The organism is Streptomyces sp. NPDC051051 (assembly GCF_040682975.1).
GTDB lineage: Bacteria > Actinomycetota > Actinomycetes > Streptomycetales > Streptomycetaceae > Streptomyces.
The window spans coordinates 1-21078 of the sequence record NZ_JBFBCB010000078.1 but is presented as its reverse complement, the minus strand read 5'-3'; the positions used below and the strand labels follow the sequence as shown (position 1 = coordinate 21078).

Genomic DNA, 21078 nt, shown 5'->3' with positions numbered 1-21078 from the left:
TGGCCCGAGACCGGGGGTCGTCCGCGGCGGGCGGGGGTGTCGTCCTTCGGGATCAGCGGCACCAACGCCCACGTCATCCTCGAAACCGCCCCCGAGGAAGCCGTTTCCGAGGAGCGCACTGTCGAGGAACCCACCGCAAGCCCGGCCGCCACCCACGGCACCCTGCCCTGGGTCCTCACCGCTCGCAGCCGCGACGCCCTGCGCGCTCAGGCCGCCCAACTCCTCGCCCACGCCGGGCACAACGCCGATCTCACCCCCGCGGATCTCGGGCTCTCCCTGACCGCGACCCGTACCGTCTTCGAGCACCGGGCCGTCGTGCTCGGCGCTGACCGCGCCGCCCTCACCGACGGGCTTCGGCTGCTCGCCGACGGGGAGACGGGACCGCACACCGTCACGGGCACCCGCCGCGGCGAAGGGAAGACCGCTTTCCTCTTCTCCGGACAGGGTTCCCAGCGCCCGGGCATGGGCCGCGAACTGTACGAGGCCTTCCCGGTGTTCGCCGATGCCTTCGACGCCGTGTGCGCCCACCTCGGTGACGACCTGCGCGACGTCGTCCTCGGCGACGACGCCGACCGCCTGAACCAGACAGGATGGACGCAGCCCGCCCTGTTCGCCGTCGAGGTCGCGCTCTACCGTCTTCTCGAATCCTGGGGCGTGCGGCCCGACTTCGTCGCCGGACACTCCATCGGTGAGATCGCCGCGGCCCATGTGGCCGGGGTGATGACGCTGCCGGACGCCTGCGCCCTGGTGGCCGCACGCGGCCGACTGATGCAGGAACTCCCCGCGGGCGGCGCGATGTTCGCCGTCGAGGCCGCCGAGGCCGAGGTGCTGGCGCTGCTCGCCGACCGTGCCGACGTGAGCATCGCCGCGATCAACGGCCCCCGTTCCGTGGTCCTTTCGGGCGCCGAGGAGGCGGTGGCCGAAGTGGCCGCCGGACTCGCCGCCACCGGCCGTCGCACCACCCGGCTGCAGGTCAGCCACGCCTTCCACTCGCCGCTGATGGACCCCATGCTGGACGCGTTCCGCGAGGTCGCCGTCGGCATCTCCTACACCCCGCCGCGGATGGCCGTCGTCTCCGACGTCACCGGACGGGCCGCCGCACCGGGCGAACTGGAGGACCCCGAGTACTGGGTGCGGCACGTCCGTGAGGCGGTCCGCTTCGCCGACGGCGTCGCCTGGCTCGCCGGGCACGGGGTCGACCGGTTCGTCGAGATCGGCCCCGACGGCACCCTGACCGCCCTCGCCCAGCACTGCGTCGCCGAGGACACCGGGAACATCCTGTTCGTCCCGTCGCTGCGCAAGGACCGCGACGAGCCCGGCGCGCTGCTCGACGCCCTCGCCCGCGCCTTCGTCAAGGGCGTGGACGTCGACTGGCCCCGCCTCTTCGACGGCACCGGCGCCCGCGTCGTCCAACTGCCCACCTACCCCTTCCAGCGCCGCCGGTTCTGGCCCAGGCCCCCTGCCCTGCTGGGCGACGTCACCGCCGCCGGCCTGGGCGCCAGCAGCCACCCGCTGCTGGGCGCGGCCGTGGACCTCGCGGACGGCGACACCCACCTGCTGACCGGGCGTCTGTCCCTGCACTCCAGCCCCTGGCTGAAGGAGCACGCCCTCACCGGCACCGCCCTGTTCCCGGCCACCGGCTTCCTCGACCTCGCCCTGCACGCCGGGGCGCGGACGGGCTGCGAGCAGGTCGCCGAGCTGACCATCCTGGCCCCGCTCACGCTGCCCGCGCATGGCGGAGTCCACGTCCAGCTCCGCGTCGAGGCACCCGACGCCACCGGCGCCCGCCCGCTGACCGTGCACGGCCGCCCGGACGACGCCGACCCCGACGACCCGTGGACGCTGCACGTCAGCGGCCTGCTGGCCCCCGTGGCCGAACCGGCCGCCCCGGCCTACGACCTCACCGCCTGGCCGCCGCGGGACGGCGAAGAAGTCGCCCTGGACGGCTTCTACGAGGCGTTCGCCGACCGCGGTCACCTCTACGGACCCCTCTTCCAGGGGCTGACCCGGGTGTGGGCGCGCGGCGAGGAGGTCTTCGCCGAGGTGTCCCTGCCCGCCGACGCCGATCCCGCCGCCGACGCCTTCGACCTGCACCCGGCGCTGCTCGACGCCGCCCTGCACGCCGTGATGTTCGTGCCCATGGAGGACGCCGGACGGCTCCCCTTCTCCTGGAACGACGTCCGGCTGCACGCCGCCGGCGCCTCCGTCCTGCGCGTGCGCATGGTCCAGCAGGGCCCGGAGGCCGTCGCCCTCGAACTCGCCGACCCGGCCGGCCGTCCGGTCGCCTCCGTCGGTTCGCTCACCCTGCGCGAGCTCACCGGCGACCTCGACGGAGCCACGGTCGGCAGCCCCGACCGCCAGGGCCTGTACGAGGTGGACTGGCAGCCGGTGACCGTCTCCGGTACGCCGGTTCCGGCCGAGTCGGCGGTGATCGGCTCCGCGGAGGCCCGGAAGCTGGCCGCGGCCCTGCGCGAGGCCGGGCACGCCGTGACCGCCGTACCGGACCCGGACGCGCTCGAGCACGTGCCGGACACGGTCCTGTACGCCGTGCCGACCGCCACCGGGTATCCGGACGGTGAACTCGCCGCACGCGCGCGGGAGATCACCACCCAGGTACTGGCGTTCCTCCAGCGGTGGCTGGACGACCCGGCGTTCGCCGCCGCTCGTCTCGCCGTCATCACCCGCGACGCCGTGTCCACCGGGCCCCGGCCCGCGGATCCGGCCCAGGCCGCCGTCTGGGGCCTGGTGCGCTCGGCCCGCACGGAGAACCCGGGGCGGCTGGTCCTCGTCGACACCGACGGCACCGCCGCCTCCGCCGCCGCGCTGCCCGGCGCGCTCGGCGACACCGCGTTCGAGCTCGCCCTGCGCGAGGGCGCGGTGACCGCGCCCCGGGTGATTGCGATGGCCGCCGACCGGGCCCTGGTCCCGCCGCCGGACACCGACGTGTGGCGGCTCGGCGTCGAACGCCAGGGCACCCTGGAGGGCCTGCGGCTCACCCCCTGCCCGGAGGTCACCGCTCCGCTCGCGCCGCGCGAGGTGCGGATCTCGATGCGCGCCGCGGGCGTCAACTTCCGCGACGTCCTCACCGCGCTCGGCATGTACCCGGGGGACGCCACCGCGATCGGTCTGGAAGGCGCCGGCGTGGTCGTCGAGACCGGCCGCGACGTCACCTCCATGGCCCCCGGCGACCGTGTGATGGGCATGTTCTCCGGTGCCTTCGGACCCGTCGCGGTCACCGACGAGCGCATGGTGGTGCCCGTCCCGACGGGCTGGAGCTTCGCGGAGGCCGCCACCGTCCCGATCGTCTACCTCACCGCCTACTACGGCCTGGCCGACCTCGCCGCGCTGAAGCCCGGCGAGAGCGTCCTCATCCACGCCGCGGCCGGCGGGGTCGGCTCCGCCGCCGTCCAACTCGCCCGCCACTTCGGGGCCGAGGTCTACGCCACCGCCTCCCCGGCCAAGTGGGACGCGCTGCGCGCCGCCGGCCTGGACGACAGCCGGCTCGCCTCCTCCCGCGACCTCGGCTTCGAGGAACGGCTGCGCACCGCCACCACAGGCCGTGGCGTCGACGTCGTCCTCGACTCCCTGGCGGGGGAGTTCGTGGACGCCTCCCTGCGGCTGCTGCCGCGCGGCGGACGCTTCCTGGAGATGGGCAAGACCGACGTCCGCGACCCGGCCACGGTCGCCGAGGACCACCCCGGCGTCACCTACCGCGCCTTCGACCTGATCGAGGCCGGACCCGACCGGATCGGCGAGATCCTGCGCGAACTGGTCGAGCTGTTCGACCGCGGGGTGCTCAGGCCGCTGCCGATGACCGTGTGGGACGTACGTCGTGCCCCCGAGGCGTTCCGGTACCTCAGCCAGGCCAAGCACATCGGCAAGGTCGTCCTGACCCTGCCGGCCGCACCCGACCCCCAGGGCACCGTACTGCTCACCGGCGGTCTCGGCGGACTGGGCCGGGCCACCGCCCGTCACCTGGTCGCCGAACACGGTGTCAGGCACCTGCTGGTCGCCGGGCGGCGCGGCCCCGACACCCCCGGCGCGGCGGAGCTGCGCGCCGAACTCTCCGCACTGGGCGCCGAGGTGACCGTCGCCGCCTGCGACATCGCCGACCGCACCGCGCTCGCCTCGCTGCTGTCGGGCATCCCCGCCGACCGGCCGCTGACCGCCGTCGTGCACACCGCCGGCGTCCTCGCCGACGGCGTGCTGTCCTCGATGACGCCCGCACGGTTCGCCGAGGCACTGCGGCCCAAGGCGGACGCGGTCGTCGCCCTGCACGAGCTGACCCGCGACCTCGACCTGGCCCGGTTCGTGGTCTTCTCCTCCGTCGCCGGCACCTTCGGCGGCGCAGGACAGGCCAACTACTCCGCCGCCAACGCCTTCCTGGACGCCTTCGCCGCCCACCGGCGCGCCCTCGGCCTGCCGGCCGTGTCCCTCGCCTGGGGCACCTGGCTGCCCGACGCGGGCATGACCGGCGAGCTGACCGACGCCGACCGGGAACGGCACGCCCGTACCGGCATGGTGCCGCTGGGCCCGGAACGCGGCATGCGCCTGCTGGACGCCGCGTCGGCCTCGGACCGGGCCGCCCTGTTGCCGATGGACCTCGACGCCGCCGCCCTGCGCGAGCACCACGACGTGCTGCCGGTCCTGCTGCGCGGCCTCGTGCGCACCCCCGTCCGCCGTCGTGCCGACACCGCCACGGCGACGGGAGCCGGCGCGGCCGGAGCCGGCGCGGCGGCCGAACTGAGCCTGGCCGAAAGGCTGGCCCCGCTGTCCGCGGCCGACCGCGAGCAACTGCTGCTCGACGTGGTCGCCGAACAGGCCGCCGCCGTCCTCGGACACGGCTCGGCCGACGCGATGGAGCCCGAGCAGACGTTCAAGGAGCTGGGTTTCGACTCCCTCACGGCGGTCGAACTGCGCAACCGGCTCGGCGCGGTCACCGGACTGCGGCTGCCCGCCACGCTGGTCTTCGACCACCCGACCCCGCTCGCCCAGGCCCGGCACCTGATCGGCGCACTCGACCTGCCCGAGCCGCCCGGCACCGCGCAGGCCCTGCTCGGCGAGATGGACCGCCTGGAGAGCGCCCTGCAGGACGCGTCGGTCGACGGCGAGGACCGTGAACGGGTGACCGCCCGGCTGCGGGAGCTGCTCTCCCGCTGGCAGGGCGAACCCCTGCCCGCGGCCACCACTGCCCAGACCACCGTCCCCGCGGCCACCGCTCCCGCAGCGGAGGAGGCGGAGGCGGACGAGGAACTCGCCGGGGTCGAGACACCGGACGACCTCTTCGACCTGATCGACCGCGAGCTGGGCGACGCATGAGGACCCCGCCGCTCTCCCGCACGCACCCGACGCCCCGGCCCCGCCGGGTTCAAGGAAGTGACACACGTGGCTGACGACGACAAGTACGTGGAATACCTCAAGCGGGTCACGGGCGAACTGCGGCAGACCCGCCGCCGGTTGCGCGAGGCGGAGGACCGGGTCCGCGAGCCGATCGCCATCGTCGCGATGAGCTGCCGCTTCCCCGGCGACATCCGCAGCCCCGAGGACCTGTGGCGACTCGTCGACGAGGGCGGTGACGCCATCGGCGCGCTGCCCCGGGACCGCGGCTGGGACATCGAGGACCGCTACGACCCCGACCCCGATCGTCCCGGCACCTTCTCCACCCGAGAGGGCGGCTTCCTCGGCGATGCCGCCGCCTTCGACGCGGCCTTCTTCGGCATGAGCCCGCGCGAGGCCCTGGCCACCGACCCCCAGCAGCGCCTGCTCCTCGAAGCCTCCTGGGAACTGCTGGAGCGGGCCGGGATCCGCCCGCAGACCCTGCGCGGCAGTGCCACCGGCGTCTTCGTGGGCGCGGCCACCTCCGGCTACGGCCAGGGCCCCGTCGAGGTGCCCGAGGACGTGCACGGCCTGATGCTGGCGGGCAACGCCACCTCCGTCGCCTCCGGCCGCATCTCCTACGTCCTGGGCCTGGAGGGCCCCACCGTCACCGTCGACACCGCCTGCTCCTCCTCCCTGGTCGCACTGCACTGGGCGGTGCAGGCCCTGCGCAACGGCGAGTGCGACCTCGCACTGGCCGGCGGCGTGGCCGTCATGGCCACCCCGGGGCTGCTGTTCGAGTTCAGCCGACAGCGCGGCCTGGCCCCCGACGGCCGCTGCAAGGCGTTCGCCGACGCCGCCGACGGCACCGGCTGGTCCGAGGGCGTGGGTCTGCTCCTGGTGGAGCGACTCTCCGACGCCCGCCGCAACAACCATCCCGTGCTCGCCGTGGTCCGCGGCTCCGCCGTCAACTCCGACGGCGCCTCCAACGGCCTGACCGCCCCCAACGGCCCCGCCCAGCAGCGGGTGATCGAACAGGCCCTCGCCAACGCCGGACTGACCGCCGCCGACGTCGACGCCGTCGAGGCGCACGGCACCGGCACCACCCTCGGCGACCCCATCGAGGCGCAGGCCCTGCTGGCCACCTACGGCCAGGACCGGCCCGCCGAACGGCCGCTGCTGCTCGGTTCCCTGAAGTCCAACCTCGGCCACACCCAGGCCGCCGCCGGTGTCGCCGGCGTCATCAAGACCGTCATGGCGCTGCGGCACGGGCGGCTGCCGCGCACCCTGCACGTCGACACGCCCTCCACGCACGTCGACTGGGACGCCGGACACGTCCGTCTGCTCACCGAGCCCGCCGGTTGGCCCGCCACCGGCGACCGACCGCGCCGGGCCGCCGTCTCCTCCTTCGGCATCAGCGGCACCAACGCCCACACGATCCTGGAGGCCGCGCCCGAGCCGGATCCCGCCGAGGACGGCACCACCCCCACGGACGGTACGGCCGGCCCGCTGCCCCCGGCCCCCTGGTTCCTGTCCGCGCGCAGCGCCGAGGCCCTGCGCGGTCAGGCCGCCCGACTCCTGCGGCATGCCGCCGACCACGTCGACGACGACCCGCACGACACCGCCCGCGCCCTCGCCCTCACCCGGCAGGGCTTCGAGCACCGGGCCGCCGTCCTCGCCCCGGACACCGCCACCGCCCGCGACGCGCTGCGCGCCCTCGCCGACGGCGAGGAGCACCCGGCCGTCGTCACCGGCCGTACCCTGCGCGGCAGTACCGCGTTCCTCTTCTCCGGGCAGGGCGCCCAGCGCCCCGGCATGGGGCGGGACCTGTACGCCGCCTTCCCCGCGTTCGCCGCCGCCTTCGACGAGGTCTGCGCCCACCTCGACCCCGAACTCGGCCTGCCCCTCGGCCAGTCCCTCAAGGACACCGTCCTTCACAGCGGCGACGAGGAGGCCCTGCGCGCCACCGGACTCGCCCAGCCGGCCCTGTTCGCCTTCGAGGTCGCGCTGTTCCGGCTGCTGGAGTCCTGGGGCATCACCCCCAAGCACCTGCTGGGTCACTCCCTGGGCGAGCTGACCGCCGCCCACGTCGCGGGCGTCTGGTCGCTCGCCGACGCCTGCCGGCTGGTCGCCGCCCGCGGCCGGCTCATGCAGGCCCTGCCCGAGGGCGGCGCCATGATCTCCGCCGACGCGGCCGAGGACGAGGTGGTCCCGCTGCTCGCGGCGCACGGCGACGCCGTGTCCGTCGCGGCCGTCAACGGGCCCCGCGCCACGGTGATCTCCGGCCCCGCCGCGGCCGTCGAGGCGGTCGCCGCCGAACTCGGCGCCCGCGGCCGGACCACGCGACGGCTGCGCGTGTCGCACGCCTTCCACTCGGCCCGCATGGACGGCGCGCTCGACGAGTTCCGGCGCGTCGCCGAGAGCGTCACCGCCCGCGCGCCGCGCATCACCGTCGTCTCCAACCTCACCGGCCGCCCCGCCACCGCCGCCGAACTGGCCTCGGCCGACTACTGGGTACGGCACCTGCGGCACACGGTCCGCTTCGCCGACGGCGTCGGCCACCTCGTCGAGCGGGGCGTCAGCCGCTTCCTCGAACTCGGCCCCGACACCACCCTGACCGCGCTCGCCCGCACCTGCCTGCCCGACGACACCACCGAGCGGGTGTGCCTGCCCCTCCAGCGCAAGGGCCACCCCGAGCCGGCCGCCCTGCTCGCCGCCGTCGCGGGCGCCCACGCGCACGGCGTCCCCGTCGACCACGAGCGTCTTCTGGGCGCCCCGGGTCCGCACGCCCGCCGAATCGAGCTGCCCACCTACGCCTTCACCCGCGAGCGCTACTGGCTGCGCCCCGCCGCCCGGAGCGGCGACGTCACCGGCGCCGGTCTCGCGGGCGCCGGACATCCGCTGCTCGGTGCGGTGGTCCGCGTCGCCGACGAGGACCGGGTGCTGCTCACCGGCCGCCTGTCCACCCGGGCCCAGCCCTGGCTCGCCGACCACACCGTGTCCGGGACCGTCCTGCTGCCCGGCACCGCCTTCGTCGAACTCGTCCTGCGGGCCGGCGACGAGGCCGGCTGCGGCCTGCTGGAGGAACTCACCCTGGAAGCGCCGCTGGCCCTGCCCGACGGCACGGGCGTGCAGCTCCAGATCGTGCTGGGCGCCCCCGACGACGTGGGGCGCCGCCCGGTCACCGTCCACGCCCGCCCGGACACCGACGACGACACCTCCTGGACCCGGCACGCCACCGCCGTCCTCGCCCCGGCCACCACCGCCTCCACCGGCGGCGACCTCACCGCCTGGCCGCCCGCCGCCGCCCGTCCCGTCCCGCTGGACGGCTTCTACGCCGCCCTCGCCGCCCAGGGTTACCAGTACGGGCCCGTCTTCCAGGGCCTGCGCGCCGCCTGGCGCGAGGGCGACGTCTGGTACGCCGAGGTCTCCCTGCCCGAGGACGAGCACCGCGACGCGGCCCGCTACGGGCTGCACCCCGCCCTCCTGGACGCCGCCCTGCACGCCCAGCTCACCGGCACGGGCGAGGAGGAGGGCGCAGGCGGCGAAGGCGGGGGAGTGGGCCTGCCGTTCGTCTTCAGCGGCGTGCGCCTGCACGCCGTGGGCGCCACCGCCCTGCGCGTCCGGCTCGAGCGGCACCCGGGCGGTTCGGTGGACCTGCGCGTCGCGGACGGCACCGGACGCCCGGTGGCCACCGTCGACTCCCTCGTCAGCCGCCCCCTGTCCGCGGCGGCCACGGCGACCGCCCGCCCGGCCGACGGTGCCCTGTACGCGGTCCGCTGGACGGCGACCGACCTGCCGCAGGCACCCGCCACCGACGGCTGGCGGCTGGCCGCCGACGACCCCGCCGGCCTGGTGCCCGACCGGCCCGCGCTCGGTGCGGACGGCTGTGCCGTCGCCGTCCTGCCCTTCGCCTCCGCACCCGGCGAGACGCCCGCCGGGATCGCCGCCCGCACCCTGGACACCCTCCAGGCGCTGCTCGCCGACGAGCGCACCCGGGACGCCACCCTGGTCGTCGTCACCCGAGGCGCCGTCGCCGCCGGCGACGAGGACGTACCCGACCTGTCCGCCGCCGCGCTGTGGGGCCTGGTCCGCTCCGCCCAGACCGAGAACCCCGGCCGTCTCGTCCTCGCCGACCTCGACGACACGGATGCCTCCCGTGCCGCCCTGACCGCCGCGATCGCCTCCGGCACCCCGCAACTCGCCCTGCGAGAGGGCAGGTTGCTCACACCGGTGCTCACGCGCACCCCGCGGACCGACGTCGCGGACGGCGCCGCCGCCTGGGACCCCGAGGGCACCGTCCTGATCACCGGCGGCACCGGTGCCCTCGGCGCGCTCGTCGCCCGGCACCTGGTCACCGTGCACGGTGTGCGCTCCCTGCTGCTGCTCTCCCGGCGTGGCCACGACGCCCCCGGTGCCGCCGACCTCGCCGGTGAACTCACCGCCCACGGCGCCACCGTACGGATCGAGGCCTGCGACACGGCCGACCCGGCGGCTCTCGCCGCCGCCCTGGCCACGGTCCCCGCCGAACATCCGCTGCGTGCCGTCGTGCACACCGCCGGTGTCCTCGACGACGGCGTCCTCGGCTCCCTCACCCCCGAGCGCCTCGCCTCCGTCCTGCGCGCCAAGGCCGATTCGGCGCTCGCCCTGCACGAGGCCACCCGCGACGCCGACCTGACCGCGTTCGTGCTGTTCTCCTCCGCCGCCGGACTCCTCGGCGGCGCCGGACAGGCCAACTACGCCGCCGCCAACACCGTCCTGGACGCCCTCGCCCAGCACCGCCGCGCCCATGGCCTGCCCGCCGTCTCGCTCGCCTGGACGCTGTGGGAGCACGACAGCGGCATGACCGGCGGCCTCGACGCCGACGACGTACGCCGTATCGCCGCCTCCGGGCTGCCCGCGCTCGACCCCGCGCACGCCCTGCGGCTGCTGGACGAGGCACTCACGGCGCACGAGGCGCTGCTCGCCCCGCTGCGCACCGACCCCGCCGCGCTGCGGGCCGCGGCCGCCGCCGGCCGGCTGCCCGCCCTGCTGCAGGGCCTGGTCCGGGCACCGGCGCGCCGCACGGCCCGTACCGCGGACACCGGCGCCTCCGACCTCGGCCGGCGCCTGGCCGGACTGACCGAGCCAGAACAGGAACGCCTGCTGCTGGACGTGGTGCGGCGGCACGCCGCCGTCGCCCTCGGCCACGGCTCGGCCGGTGCCGTCGACGGCGAGCAGTCCTTCAAGGACCTCGGGTTCGACTCCCTCACCTCGGTCGACCTGCGCAACCGGCTGAACGCCGAGACCGGGCTCAGGCTGCCCGCCACCCTGGTTTTCGACCACCCCCGGCCCAGCGCACTCGCCCGGCACCTGCGGCGCGAACTCGCCGGCACCGGCGAGACGGCGGAGGCCGCCACCGGCATCGCGGGCGACGACGACCCGGTCGTGATCGTCTCCATGGCCTGCCAGTACCCCGGTGGCGTCACCTCTCCGGAGGACCTGTGGCGGTTCGTGTCCGAGGGCGGCGACGCCATCGGCGCCTTCCCCACCGACCGGGGTTGGGACCTGGACCGGCTGCCGGGCCTGCAGGCCGGATTCCTGCACGGCGCCACCCACTTCGACGCGGCCCTGTTCGGCATCTCGCCGCGCGAGGCCCTCGCCATGGACCCGCAGCAGCGCCTGCTCCTGGAGACCTCCTGGGAGGTCTTCGAACGGGCCGGCCTGGACCCGCTGGCCCAGCGCGGCAGCCGTACCGGCGTGTACGTCGGCGCGATGGGCTCCGGCTACGCGTCGGGCCTCGCCGACATACCCGAGGGCATGGAGGGCTACATCGGCCTCGGTGTGTCCGGCAGCGTCATCTCCGGCCGCGTCGCCTACGCGTTCGGCCTGGAAGGGCCGACGATGACGGTCGACACCGCGTGCTCCTCCGCGCTCGTCGCCCTGCACCTCGCCGCCCACGCGCTGCGGCAGGGCGAGTGCTCGATGGCACTGGCCGGCGGCGTCACCGTCATGGCCACCCCCGGCACGTACACCGAGTTCACCGCGCAGAACGGGCTGGCCGCCGACGGCCGCTGCAAGGCGTTCGCCGCCGCCGCGGACGGCACCAGCTTCTCCGAGGGCGTCGGCATGCTCCTGCTGGAGCGGCTCTCGGACGCCCGGCGCAACGGGCACCCGGTGCTCGCCGTCGTCCGGGGCTCGGCCACCAATCAGGACGGCGCCTCCAACGGGCTGACCGCCCCCAGCGGCCCCTCCCAGCAGCGCGTCATCCGCCAGGCCCTCGCGTCGGCCGGGCTCTCCCCGGCGGACGTGGACGCGGTGGAGGCGCACGGCACCGGCACCACCCTCGGCGACCCCATCGAGGCGCAGGCACTGTTCGCCACCTACGGCCGGGAACGGCCCGAGGGACAGCCGCTGCTGCTCGGCTCCGCCAAGTCCAACTTCGGCCACACCCAGGCCGCCGCGGGCGCGGCCGGCGTCATCAAGATGGTGCTGGCGATGCACCACGGCGAACTGCCCCGCACCCTGCACGTCGACGAACCCTCCCCGCACATCGACTGGTCCAGCGGCACCATCGAACTGCTCACCGAGCCCCGCCCGTGGCCCGCCCGCGAAGGGCGCCCCCGCCGGGCAGGCGTCTCCTCCTTCGGCATCAGCGGCAGCAACGCCCACGTCGTCCTGGAGGAACCGCCCGCCCCCGCCCCCGAGCCCGTCACCGAACGGGCGGCGGCGGACGTCGTACCGCGTGCGTACCCCGTGTCCGGGCACACCCCCGAAGCGCTGCGCGCCCAGGCCGCCCGGCTGCGCACCCACCTCCTGACCGCCGAGCACGACCCGCGCGACCTCGCGCACACCCTCGTCACCGCCCGTCACGCGCTCGGGCACCGGGCCGTCGTCGTTGCCGAGGACCGCGACGAACTGCTGGCCGGGCTCGTCGCCGTGGCCACCGGCGACCGCGCCGGGCGCGCCGTCACCGGCAGCGCCGACGGCGGCCGTCTCGCCGTCCTGTTCAGCGGCCAGGGCGCACAGCGCCCGGGCATGGGCCGCGGCCTGTACGCCGCCCACCCGGTCTTCGCCGAGACCTTCGACGCCGTCTGCGCCGAACTGGACCGGCACCTGGACGGGCCGCCCCTGCGCGAGGTGGTCTTCGCCGCCGAGGACAGCACCGAGGCGGCGCTGCTGGACCGCACCGCCTGGACACAGGCCGCCCTGTTCGCCTTCGGCACCGCCGCCCACGCCCTGACGGCCTCCTGGGGGGTGCGGCCCGAGGTGCTGGCCGGGCACTCCGTCGGCGAGCTGACCGCCGCGCACGCCGCCGGGGTGTTCGACCTCGCCGACGCCTGCGCCCTGGTCGCCGCGCGCGGACGGCTCATGCAGGCACTGCCGGAGGGCGGCGCGATGACCGCGATCGAGGGCACCGAGGAGGAGGTGCTGCCGTTCCTGGCCGACCGGAGGGACCGGGTCGCGGTCGCCGCCGTCAACGGGCCCGTCTCCGTCGTCGTCTCCGGTGCCGCCGACGACGTGGAGGCGGTCGCCGCCGAGTTCGCCGCGCGCGGCCGACGCACCCGGCGCCTGCGCGTCAGCCACGCCTTCCACTCGCCGCTGATGGACGCCGTGCTGGAGGACTTCCGGCAGGTCGCCGCCCGTGTGCGGTACGCGCCGCCGGCCGTCCCCGTGGTGTCCAACCTGACCGGCGCCCTGTGCACCGGGGAGGACCTGCGCACCCCCGACTACTGGGTGCGGCACGTCCGCGAGACCGTGCGCTTCGCGGACGGGGTGCGCACCCTGGAGGCCGAGGGCGTCACCCTCTGCCTCGAACTCGGACCCGACGCCACCCTCACCCCCCTCGTCCGGGACGGCGTCCAGGACCCGGCCGACGTCACCGCCGTGTCCCTGCTCCACCGCGACCTGCCCGAGCGGCACGCGGCGCTGCTGGCCGCCGCCACCCTGCACACGCACGGCCGCGGCGACCTGCCCGCCGTCCCCGCCGACGCCGGTGCCCGGCCCGTCACGCTGCCGACGTACGCCTTCCAGCGCGAGCGCTACTGGCTGGAGCCGTCGGCGCCGGCCGCCGCACCCACCGCGGACAGCGCGTTCTGGGAACTCGTCGAGGGCGCCGACCCGGCGGCCCTGGCCGAGCGGCTCGACGTCGACGCCGACGCCCCGCTCAGCGCCGTCCTGCCCGCCCTCGCCGCCTGGCGGGGCGCGGACCGCAGGCACAGCGGGGAACAGCGCTGGGAACACCGCGTGACCTGGCGGCCCGCCGCCGACGGCGCCACCGCCACCCTCACCGGCACCTGGCTGCTCGCTGTCCCCGACACGCTGGACGGCGACCCCTGGGCGACGTCGGTCACCGAGGCGCTCACCGCGCACGGCGCCCGCGTCCGCGTCCTGCCCGTGGACTGCGCCACCGCCGACCGCGCCGGCCTGGCCGCCGCTCTCGACGCCGCCCGCGAGGACGGTCCGGCACCCGCCGGTGTGCTGTCCCTGCTGGCCGCCGACACCCGGCCACTGCCCGGCCACCGTGCCGTCCCGGCCGGTCTCGCCGCGACCACCGCCCTCGTGCAGGCCCTGGCCGACCGGGCGGCGGGTCCGGACAGCCCGCGCCTGTGGGCCGTCACCGCGGGCGCGGCCGGCGTCCTCGGCGGCGAGGCGCCCGCCGAGGCGGAGCAGGCGGCCGTGTGGGGCCTGGGCCGCACCGCGGCCCTGGAACACCCGCAGCTGTGGGGCGGCCTGGTCGACCTGCCCGCCGGCACCACCGCCGCCGTGGCCCCCGATGCCGCCCGCCGCCTGTGCGCGGTGCTCGCCGGTGACAGCGGCGAGGACCAGACCGCCGTCCGCCCCGCGGGCACCTTCCTGCGCCGCCTGGAACGCGTGCCCGCCGCACCGGCCGCCCACGCCGCCACCGACTGGACCGGCACCGTCCTGCTCACCGGCGCCACCGGGGCCCTCGGCCTGCGCACCGCCGCCTGGCTCGCCGCCCGGGGCGCGTCCCGCATCGTCGCCGTCAGCCGTTCGGGCACCGGCTCGCCCGGCGCCGCCCGCCTCAAGGAGGCCCTGGCCGACACCGGCACCGACCTCGTCCTGAGCGCCTGCGACGTCGCCGACCGGGACGCGCTCGCCGCGCTGCTGTCCGAGCATCCCGTCGACGCGGTCGTGCACACCGCGGGCGTCCTCGACGACCGGCTGCTCGACGCGATGGACGCCGACGCCCTGGAGACCGTGCTGCGGCCCAAGCTCGCCGCCGCCCGCAATCTCGACGACCTCACCCGGGACCGCGACCTGACGGCGTTCGTCCTGTACTCGTCGGTCTCCGGCACCCTCGGCACCATCGGCCAGGCCAACTACGCCGCCGCCAACGCCTTCCTCGACGCCCTCGCCGAGCAGCGCCGTGCCGCCGGGCTGCCCGCCACCTCCCTGGCCTGGGGACCCTGGGCCGACGGCGGCATGGCGACCCGGGACGCCGACACCGAGGCCCGCATGCGCCGTAGCGGCATCAACCCCCTCGACCCGGACCGGGCCGTGGAGGCCCTCGGCCGGACCACGCAGCGCCCCGACGCCGTGCTCGCCGTCGCCGACATCGACTGGGCCCGCTTCGCCCCCGGCTTCACCACCTCCCGGCCCAGCCCGCTCCTCGCCGAACTGCCCGAGGTGCGCGACCTGCTCGCCCGGCGCCCGCAGAGCGCGGACGCCGACGCGGGGCAGGTGCTGCGCGCGCGGCTGGCCGGACAGAGCCCCGCCGAGCGTGAACGCACCCTCGTCGCCCTGGTGCGCACCGAGGCCGCCGCCGTCCTCGGACACGCCTCCACCGACCGCGTCGGCGCCGCGCAGGCGTTCAACGCGCTCGGCTTCGACTCGCTGATGGCGGTCGAACTGCGCAACCGGATCGGCGCGGCCACCGGTCTCGCCCTCCCGGCCACGCTCCTGTTCGACCAGCCCGACGCCACCGCGCTCGCCGGATACCTGCGCGGCCGGCTCACCGAGGACACGGACGGGGCGAACGCCGTCCTCGCCGACCTCGACCGGCTGGAGGCGGCCCTGTCCGGGCTGCCGGCCGACGACGCCCGGCTGGACCGCATCGGCGCCCGCCTCACGGCGCTGGCCGCGCGGCTCGGCGGCGGTGCGGCCGGTGGCGCACCGGCCGCCCCCGCCGAGGGCGACGACATCACCGACCGCCTGCGGTCCGCCGCGGCGGACGAACTCTTCGACTTCATCGAGAACGACCTCGGCATCTCCTGACGGGGACGGCCACGGGACCTTGGGAACGGGTGAGACACGCATGAGCGATGAGGACAAGCTCCTCGGCTACCTCAAGAAGGTCACGGCCGATCTCCACCAGACGCGACAGCGGCTGGCGGCGGCCGAGGCCCGCGAGAACGAACCCATAGCGATCGTCGCGATGGGCTGCCGCTTCCCCGGCGGCGTGTCCGACCCCGACGACCTGTGGCGACTGCTGGAGGACGGCACCGACGCGATGACCGACTGGCCGCGCGACCGCGGCTGGGACGTCGACGCGCTCTACGACCCGGAACCGGGCGCGCCCGGCCGCAGCTACACCCGCACCGGCGGCTTCATCGACCGGGTCGCCGACTTCGACGCCTCGTTCTTCGGCATCTCCCCGCGCGAGGCCGTCGGCACCGACCCGCAGCAGCGGCTGCTGCTGGAGATCTGCTGGGAGGCACTGGAACGCGCCGGCATCGACCCGCTCGCCCTGCGCGGCAGCCGCACCGGTGTGTTCTCCGGCACCAACCTCCAGGACTACCCCGCCCTGCTGGCCCACTCCGACAACGCCGGCGACGACGGCGTCGGCAACTCGCCCAGCGTGCTGTCCGGCCGCGTCTCCTACACCCTGGGCCTGGAGGGCCCGGCCGTCTCCGTCGACACCGCCTGCTCCTCCTCCCTGGTCACCCTGCACCTGGCCGCGCAGGCGCTGCGCGCGGGGGAGTGCGACCTCGCCCTGGCCGGCGGCGTCACCGTCATGTCGACGCCCACGATCTTCCTGGAGTTCAGCCGCCAGCGCGGCCTGTCCCCGGACGGGCGCTGCCGGGCCTTCGCCGACGCCGCCGACGGCACCGCCTGGGGCGAGGGCGCCGGCGTCCTCGTCGTGGAGCGGCTGGCCGACGCCCGCCGCAACGGCCACCCCGTGCTCGCCGTGCTGCGCGGCTCCGCCGTCAACCAGGACGGCGCCTCCAACGGTCTGACCGCCCCCAACGGCCCCTCCCAGGAACGGGTCGTCTGGCAGGCCCTGCGCTCCGCCGGGCTCGCCCCCGCCGACGTCGACGCCGTCGAGGCGCACGGCACCGGCACCACCCTCGGCGACCCCATCGAGGCGCAGGCGCTGCTGGCCACCTACGGCCAGGACCGGCCCGCCGAACGGCCGCTGCTGCTCGGCTCGGTGAAGTCCAACATCGGCCACACCCAGGCCGCCGCCGGTGTCGCCGGCGTCATCAAGACGGTCCTCGCGCTGCGCGCCGGACGCCTTCCGGCCACCCTCCACGTCGACCGGCCCTCCACGCACGTCGACTGGAGCGCGGGCCGCGTCGAACTCCTCACCGAGGCCCGCGACTGGCCCCGCACCGACGACCGGCCGCGCCGGGCCGCGGTCTCCTCCTTCGGCGTCAGCGGCACCAACGCCCACGTCATCCTCGAACAGGCCCCCGAGCCGGACGCGGACGCCTCCGCCGGGACCGTCGACGACACGCCCCGCCCGCGCGCCTTCCCCGTCTCCGGCCGCACCGCCGCCGCCCTGCGCGCGCAGGCCGCCCGCCTCGCCGCCCACCTGCGGGCCACCCCCGACGGCACCCTCCACCCCGCCGACCTGGCCTGGTCCCTGGCCGCCACCCGGCCCGCCCTCGAACACCGGGCCGTCGTCGTCGCCCAGGACCGCGACGCACTCCTGCGCGGCCTGACCTCCCTCGCCGAGGGCGCACCCGACGCCGCCGTGGTCCGTGGCGTCGCCGACACCGACGGCGATCCCGTCCTCCTCTTCCCCGGCCAGGGGCCCCAGTGGGAGGGCATGGCCACCGGACTCCACGCGGCCGACGAGCGGTTCCGCCGCTACTTCGACGAAGCCGCCGCCGCGGTCGAGGCGTTCACCGACTACTCGGTCCTCGACGTGCTGCGCGGTGCGCCCGGGGCCCCGCCGCTGGAACGCCTCGACGTGGTCCAGCCCACCCTGTTCGTCGTCTGCGTCGCGCTGGCCCGGCTGTGGATGGCGTGCGGGGTCCGCCCCGCGGCGGTGGCCGGGCAGAGCCAGGGCGAGATCGCCGCCGCCCACATCGCGGGCGTCCTCACCCTGGAGGACGCCGCCCGCGTCGTCGTCACCCGCTCCCGCGAACTGACCACCATCACCGGCCGCGGCGGCATGGTCGCCGTCCCCCTGCCGCTCGCCGAGGTCGAACAGCTCCTGACCCCCTACGAGGGCCGGATCTCCGTCGGCTCGGTCACCGGCCCCCGCTCGGTCACCGTCTCCGGGGACGCCGAACCCCTCGCCGAACTCCTGGCCTCCCTCACCGAAGCCGGGATCCGCGCCCGCCGCGTGCCCGTGGACTACGCCTCCCACTGCGCGCAGGTCGAGGAGGTCCGTGACGCGCTGCTCGCCGGATTCTCGCCGATTCGCCCGCGCCCCGCCGAGATCCCCTTCCACTCCACCGTCACCGGAGAGCGCGTCGAGGACACCACCACCCTCGACGCCGCCTACTGGTACGACAACATCCGCCGCCCCGTCCAGTTCGAGACCGCCGTGCGGGGCCTCGCCGAGGCCGGGCACCGGGTCTTCGTCGAGGCCGGCCCGCACGCCGTGGTCACCACCGCGGTCGGCGACATCCTGGAGGACCTCGGCATCACCGACGGCGCCGTCCTCGGCACCCTGCGCCGCTCCGAGGGCGGCCGCGAGCGCTTCCTCGCCTCCGCCGCCGCCCTCGCCGTGCGCGGCGGCCGCGTCGACTGGACGGCCGTCCACGACGAGCCCGCCCACCGTGTCGACCTGCCCGTCTACGCCTTCCAACGCCGCCGCTACTGGCCCGAGTTCACCGGGGCACAGGCCGCGACGGGCTCCGCCGCCGACACCGCGGACGCCCCGTTCTGGCAGGCCGTCGAGTCCGGTGACGTGGATACCCTGGCCACCGCCCTCGGCCTGGACGAGGACACCGTCTCCCGGCTCGCGCCCGCCCTGGCCGGCTATCGCCGCCGCAGCACCGACCGGGCCACCGCCGACCGCTGGCGCTACCGCATCACCTGGCACCCGCTGGCCGGCCGGCCGGCCCCCGCGCTGACCGGACGCTGGCTGCTGCTGGTGCCCCGCGGCCACGAGGACGGCCCCGAGGCCACCGCCGTACGCGCCGCCCTCACCCGCGCCGGAGCCGACGGCGTCCCGGTCGTCGTCGACCCCACCGCCGACCGCGCCGCCCTCGCCGCCGCCCTCGCCGCAGCGGCCGACGGAGCACGCACCGTGCTGTCCCTGCTCGCCCTCGACGACAGCCCGCACCCCGAACACCCGCTGCTGCCGGGCGGCTTCGCCGCCACCGTCGCCCTCGTCCAGGCCATGGACGACCTCAACACCCGCCTGCCGGTGTGGTTCCTGACCCGGGGCGCCGTCGCCACCGCGCCCGGAACGGGCCCGGACCACCCCGCGCAGGCCCTCGTGTGGGGCTTCGGCCGGGTCGTCGCGCTGGAACAGGCCGACTGCTTCGGCGGCCTGGCCGACCTGCCCGCCGACCCCGACGACCGCGTCGCCGACCGGCTGGTCGCGGTCCTCGCCGGCACCGACCACGAGGACCAGGTCGCCGTCCGCCCCACCGGCGCCTACGGCCGCCGCCTGGAACGCGCCGCCACCGGCGGGCTGCCCGGCCGCCGCCGCTGGCGGCCGGGCGGCACCGTCCTGGTCACCGGCGGCACCGGCGCCCTCGGCCGGCACGTCGCCCGCTGGCTCGCCCGGTCCGGCGCCGAACACCTGCTGCTCGTCAGCCGCTCGGGACCCGAGGCGGAGGGCGCCGCCGACCTGCTGGCGGAACTCGCCGTCCACGGCGCCCGCGCCGAACTGGCCGCCTGCGACATCGCCGACCGCGACGCCCTCGACGCGCTGTTGGCCGGCATCCCCGCCGACCGCCCGCTGACCGCCGTCTTCCACACCGCGGCCGTCCTCGACGACGGCGTCATCGGCTCCCTCACCCCCGACCGGCTCGCCGAGGTCCTGCGGGTCAAGGTCGGTGGCGCCCTCAACCTCGACGCCGCCACCGCACACCTGGACCTGTCCGCGTTCGTGCTGTTCTCCTCCTCCTCCGGCGTCTTCGGCAGCCCCGGACACGGCAACTACGCCCCCGGCAACGCCTTCCTCGACGCGCTCGCCGAGGACCGCCGCGCCCGCGGGCTGCCCGCCACCGCCGTGGCCTGGAGCGGCTGGGCCGACGGCGGCATGGCCTCCGGCACCGTCGGTGAACGCCTCCAACGGCACGGTGTACGCCTCATGGACCCCGCCGTCGCCGTCACCGCCCTCCAGGACGCCCTCGACCACGACGACACGGCGCTCGTCGTCACCGACATCGACTGGGAGGTCTTCGGCGCCGAACTCGACAAGGGCCGCCCCCGGCGCCTGTACGCCGCCCTGCCCGACCTCGACCGGCTGCGGGCGAACCGGCGTGCTCCCGGCACCGCGGACCAGGAGTCGGCGGACACCGGCGACGGGCTCCCCGCCCAGCTCGCCGCCCTGTCCGACGCGGACCGCAGGCACGCCCTGCTGCACCTCGTCCGCGCCCACATCGCCTACGTCCTCAACCATCCGAGCCCCGACGACGTCGAACCCGCCCGCGCCTTCCGCGAACTCGGCTTCGACTCCCTCACCGCCGTCGAACTGCGCAACACCCTCGGCGAGGCGACCGGCATGCGCCTGCCCGCCACCCTCGTCTACGACTACCCGACCCCGGCCGCGCTCGCCGAACACCTCAACGAGCAACTCGCCCCGCCCACCGCCCCGTCCGCCGTCGGCGACGCCACCGCGTCGCACCGCCCGGACACCGCCGAGGACCCCGTCGTCATCGTCGGCATGGCCTGCCGCTTCCCCGGCGACGCGGACACCCCCGAACGGTTCTGGCAGCTCCTCGCCGACGGCACCGACGCGATGGGCCCCTTCCCGGAGGACCGGGACTGGGACCTGGAGTCGCTCTACGACCCCGAGCCCGGACAAGCCGGCCGCACCTCCACGCTCACCGGCGGCTTCCTCGACACCTTCGCCGACTTCGACCCGGGCGTGTTCGGCGTCTCGCCGCGTGAGGCGCTCGCCATGGATCCGCAGCAGCGGCTGCTGCTGGAGATGGCGTGGGAGACGTTCGAGCGGGCCGGGATCGACCCGCGCGCCCTGCGGGGCAGCCGTACCGGCGTCTTCGCAGGCACCAACTACCAGGACTACTCGTCCCGTCCGATCGCGCCGGGCGACGAGGTCGGCGCCCACCTGGGCACCGGCAACTCCGCCAGCGTCATGTCGGGCCGGCTGTCGTACACCTTCGGTCTGGAAGGCCCCGCGGTCACCGTCGACACCGCCTGCTCGTCCTCCCTGGTCGCCCTGCACCTGGCCGTGCGCTCGCTGCTGGCGGGGGAGTGCGACCTCGCCCTCGCGGGCGGAGTCACCGTGATGTCGACGCCGGGTCTGTTCGTCGATTTCAGCCGTCAGCGGGGTCTTGCGGCGGATGGCCGGTGCAAGGCGTTCGCGGATGCGGCGGACGGGACGGGGTTCTCCGAGGGCGGTGGTCTGCTGCTGGTGGAGCGGCTTTCGGACGCGCGAGCCAAGGG

At 76.2% G+C, this 21078-nt stretch carries 3 protein-coding genes; all 3 read left to right on the top strand.

The annotated features are described in order from the left end of the window. The first annotated feature begins 36 nt into the window (after window positions 1-36). On the top strand, window positions 37-5319 hold the full coding sequence (locus AB0N31_RS34160) for an SDR family NAD(P)-dependent oxidoreductase (RefSeq protein WP_366062398.1): 5283 nt from the start codon (window positions 37-39) through the stop codon (window positions 5317-5319). A 66-nt stretch (window positions 5320-5385) separates the two neighbouring features. Continuing rightward, complete coding sequence (locus AB0N31_RS34155) at window positions 5386-15534, top strand: type I polyketide synthase (protein ID WP_366062397.1); 10149 nt, start codon at window positions 5386-5388, stop codon at window positions 15532-15534. A 40-nt stretch (window positions 15535-15574) separates the two neighbouring features. Next, the coding region (locus tag AB0N31_RS34150; protein ID WP_366062396.1) for a type I polyketide synthase at window positions 15575-21078 on the top strand (5504 nt) is incomplete at its 3' end.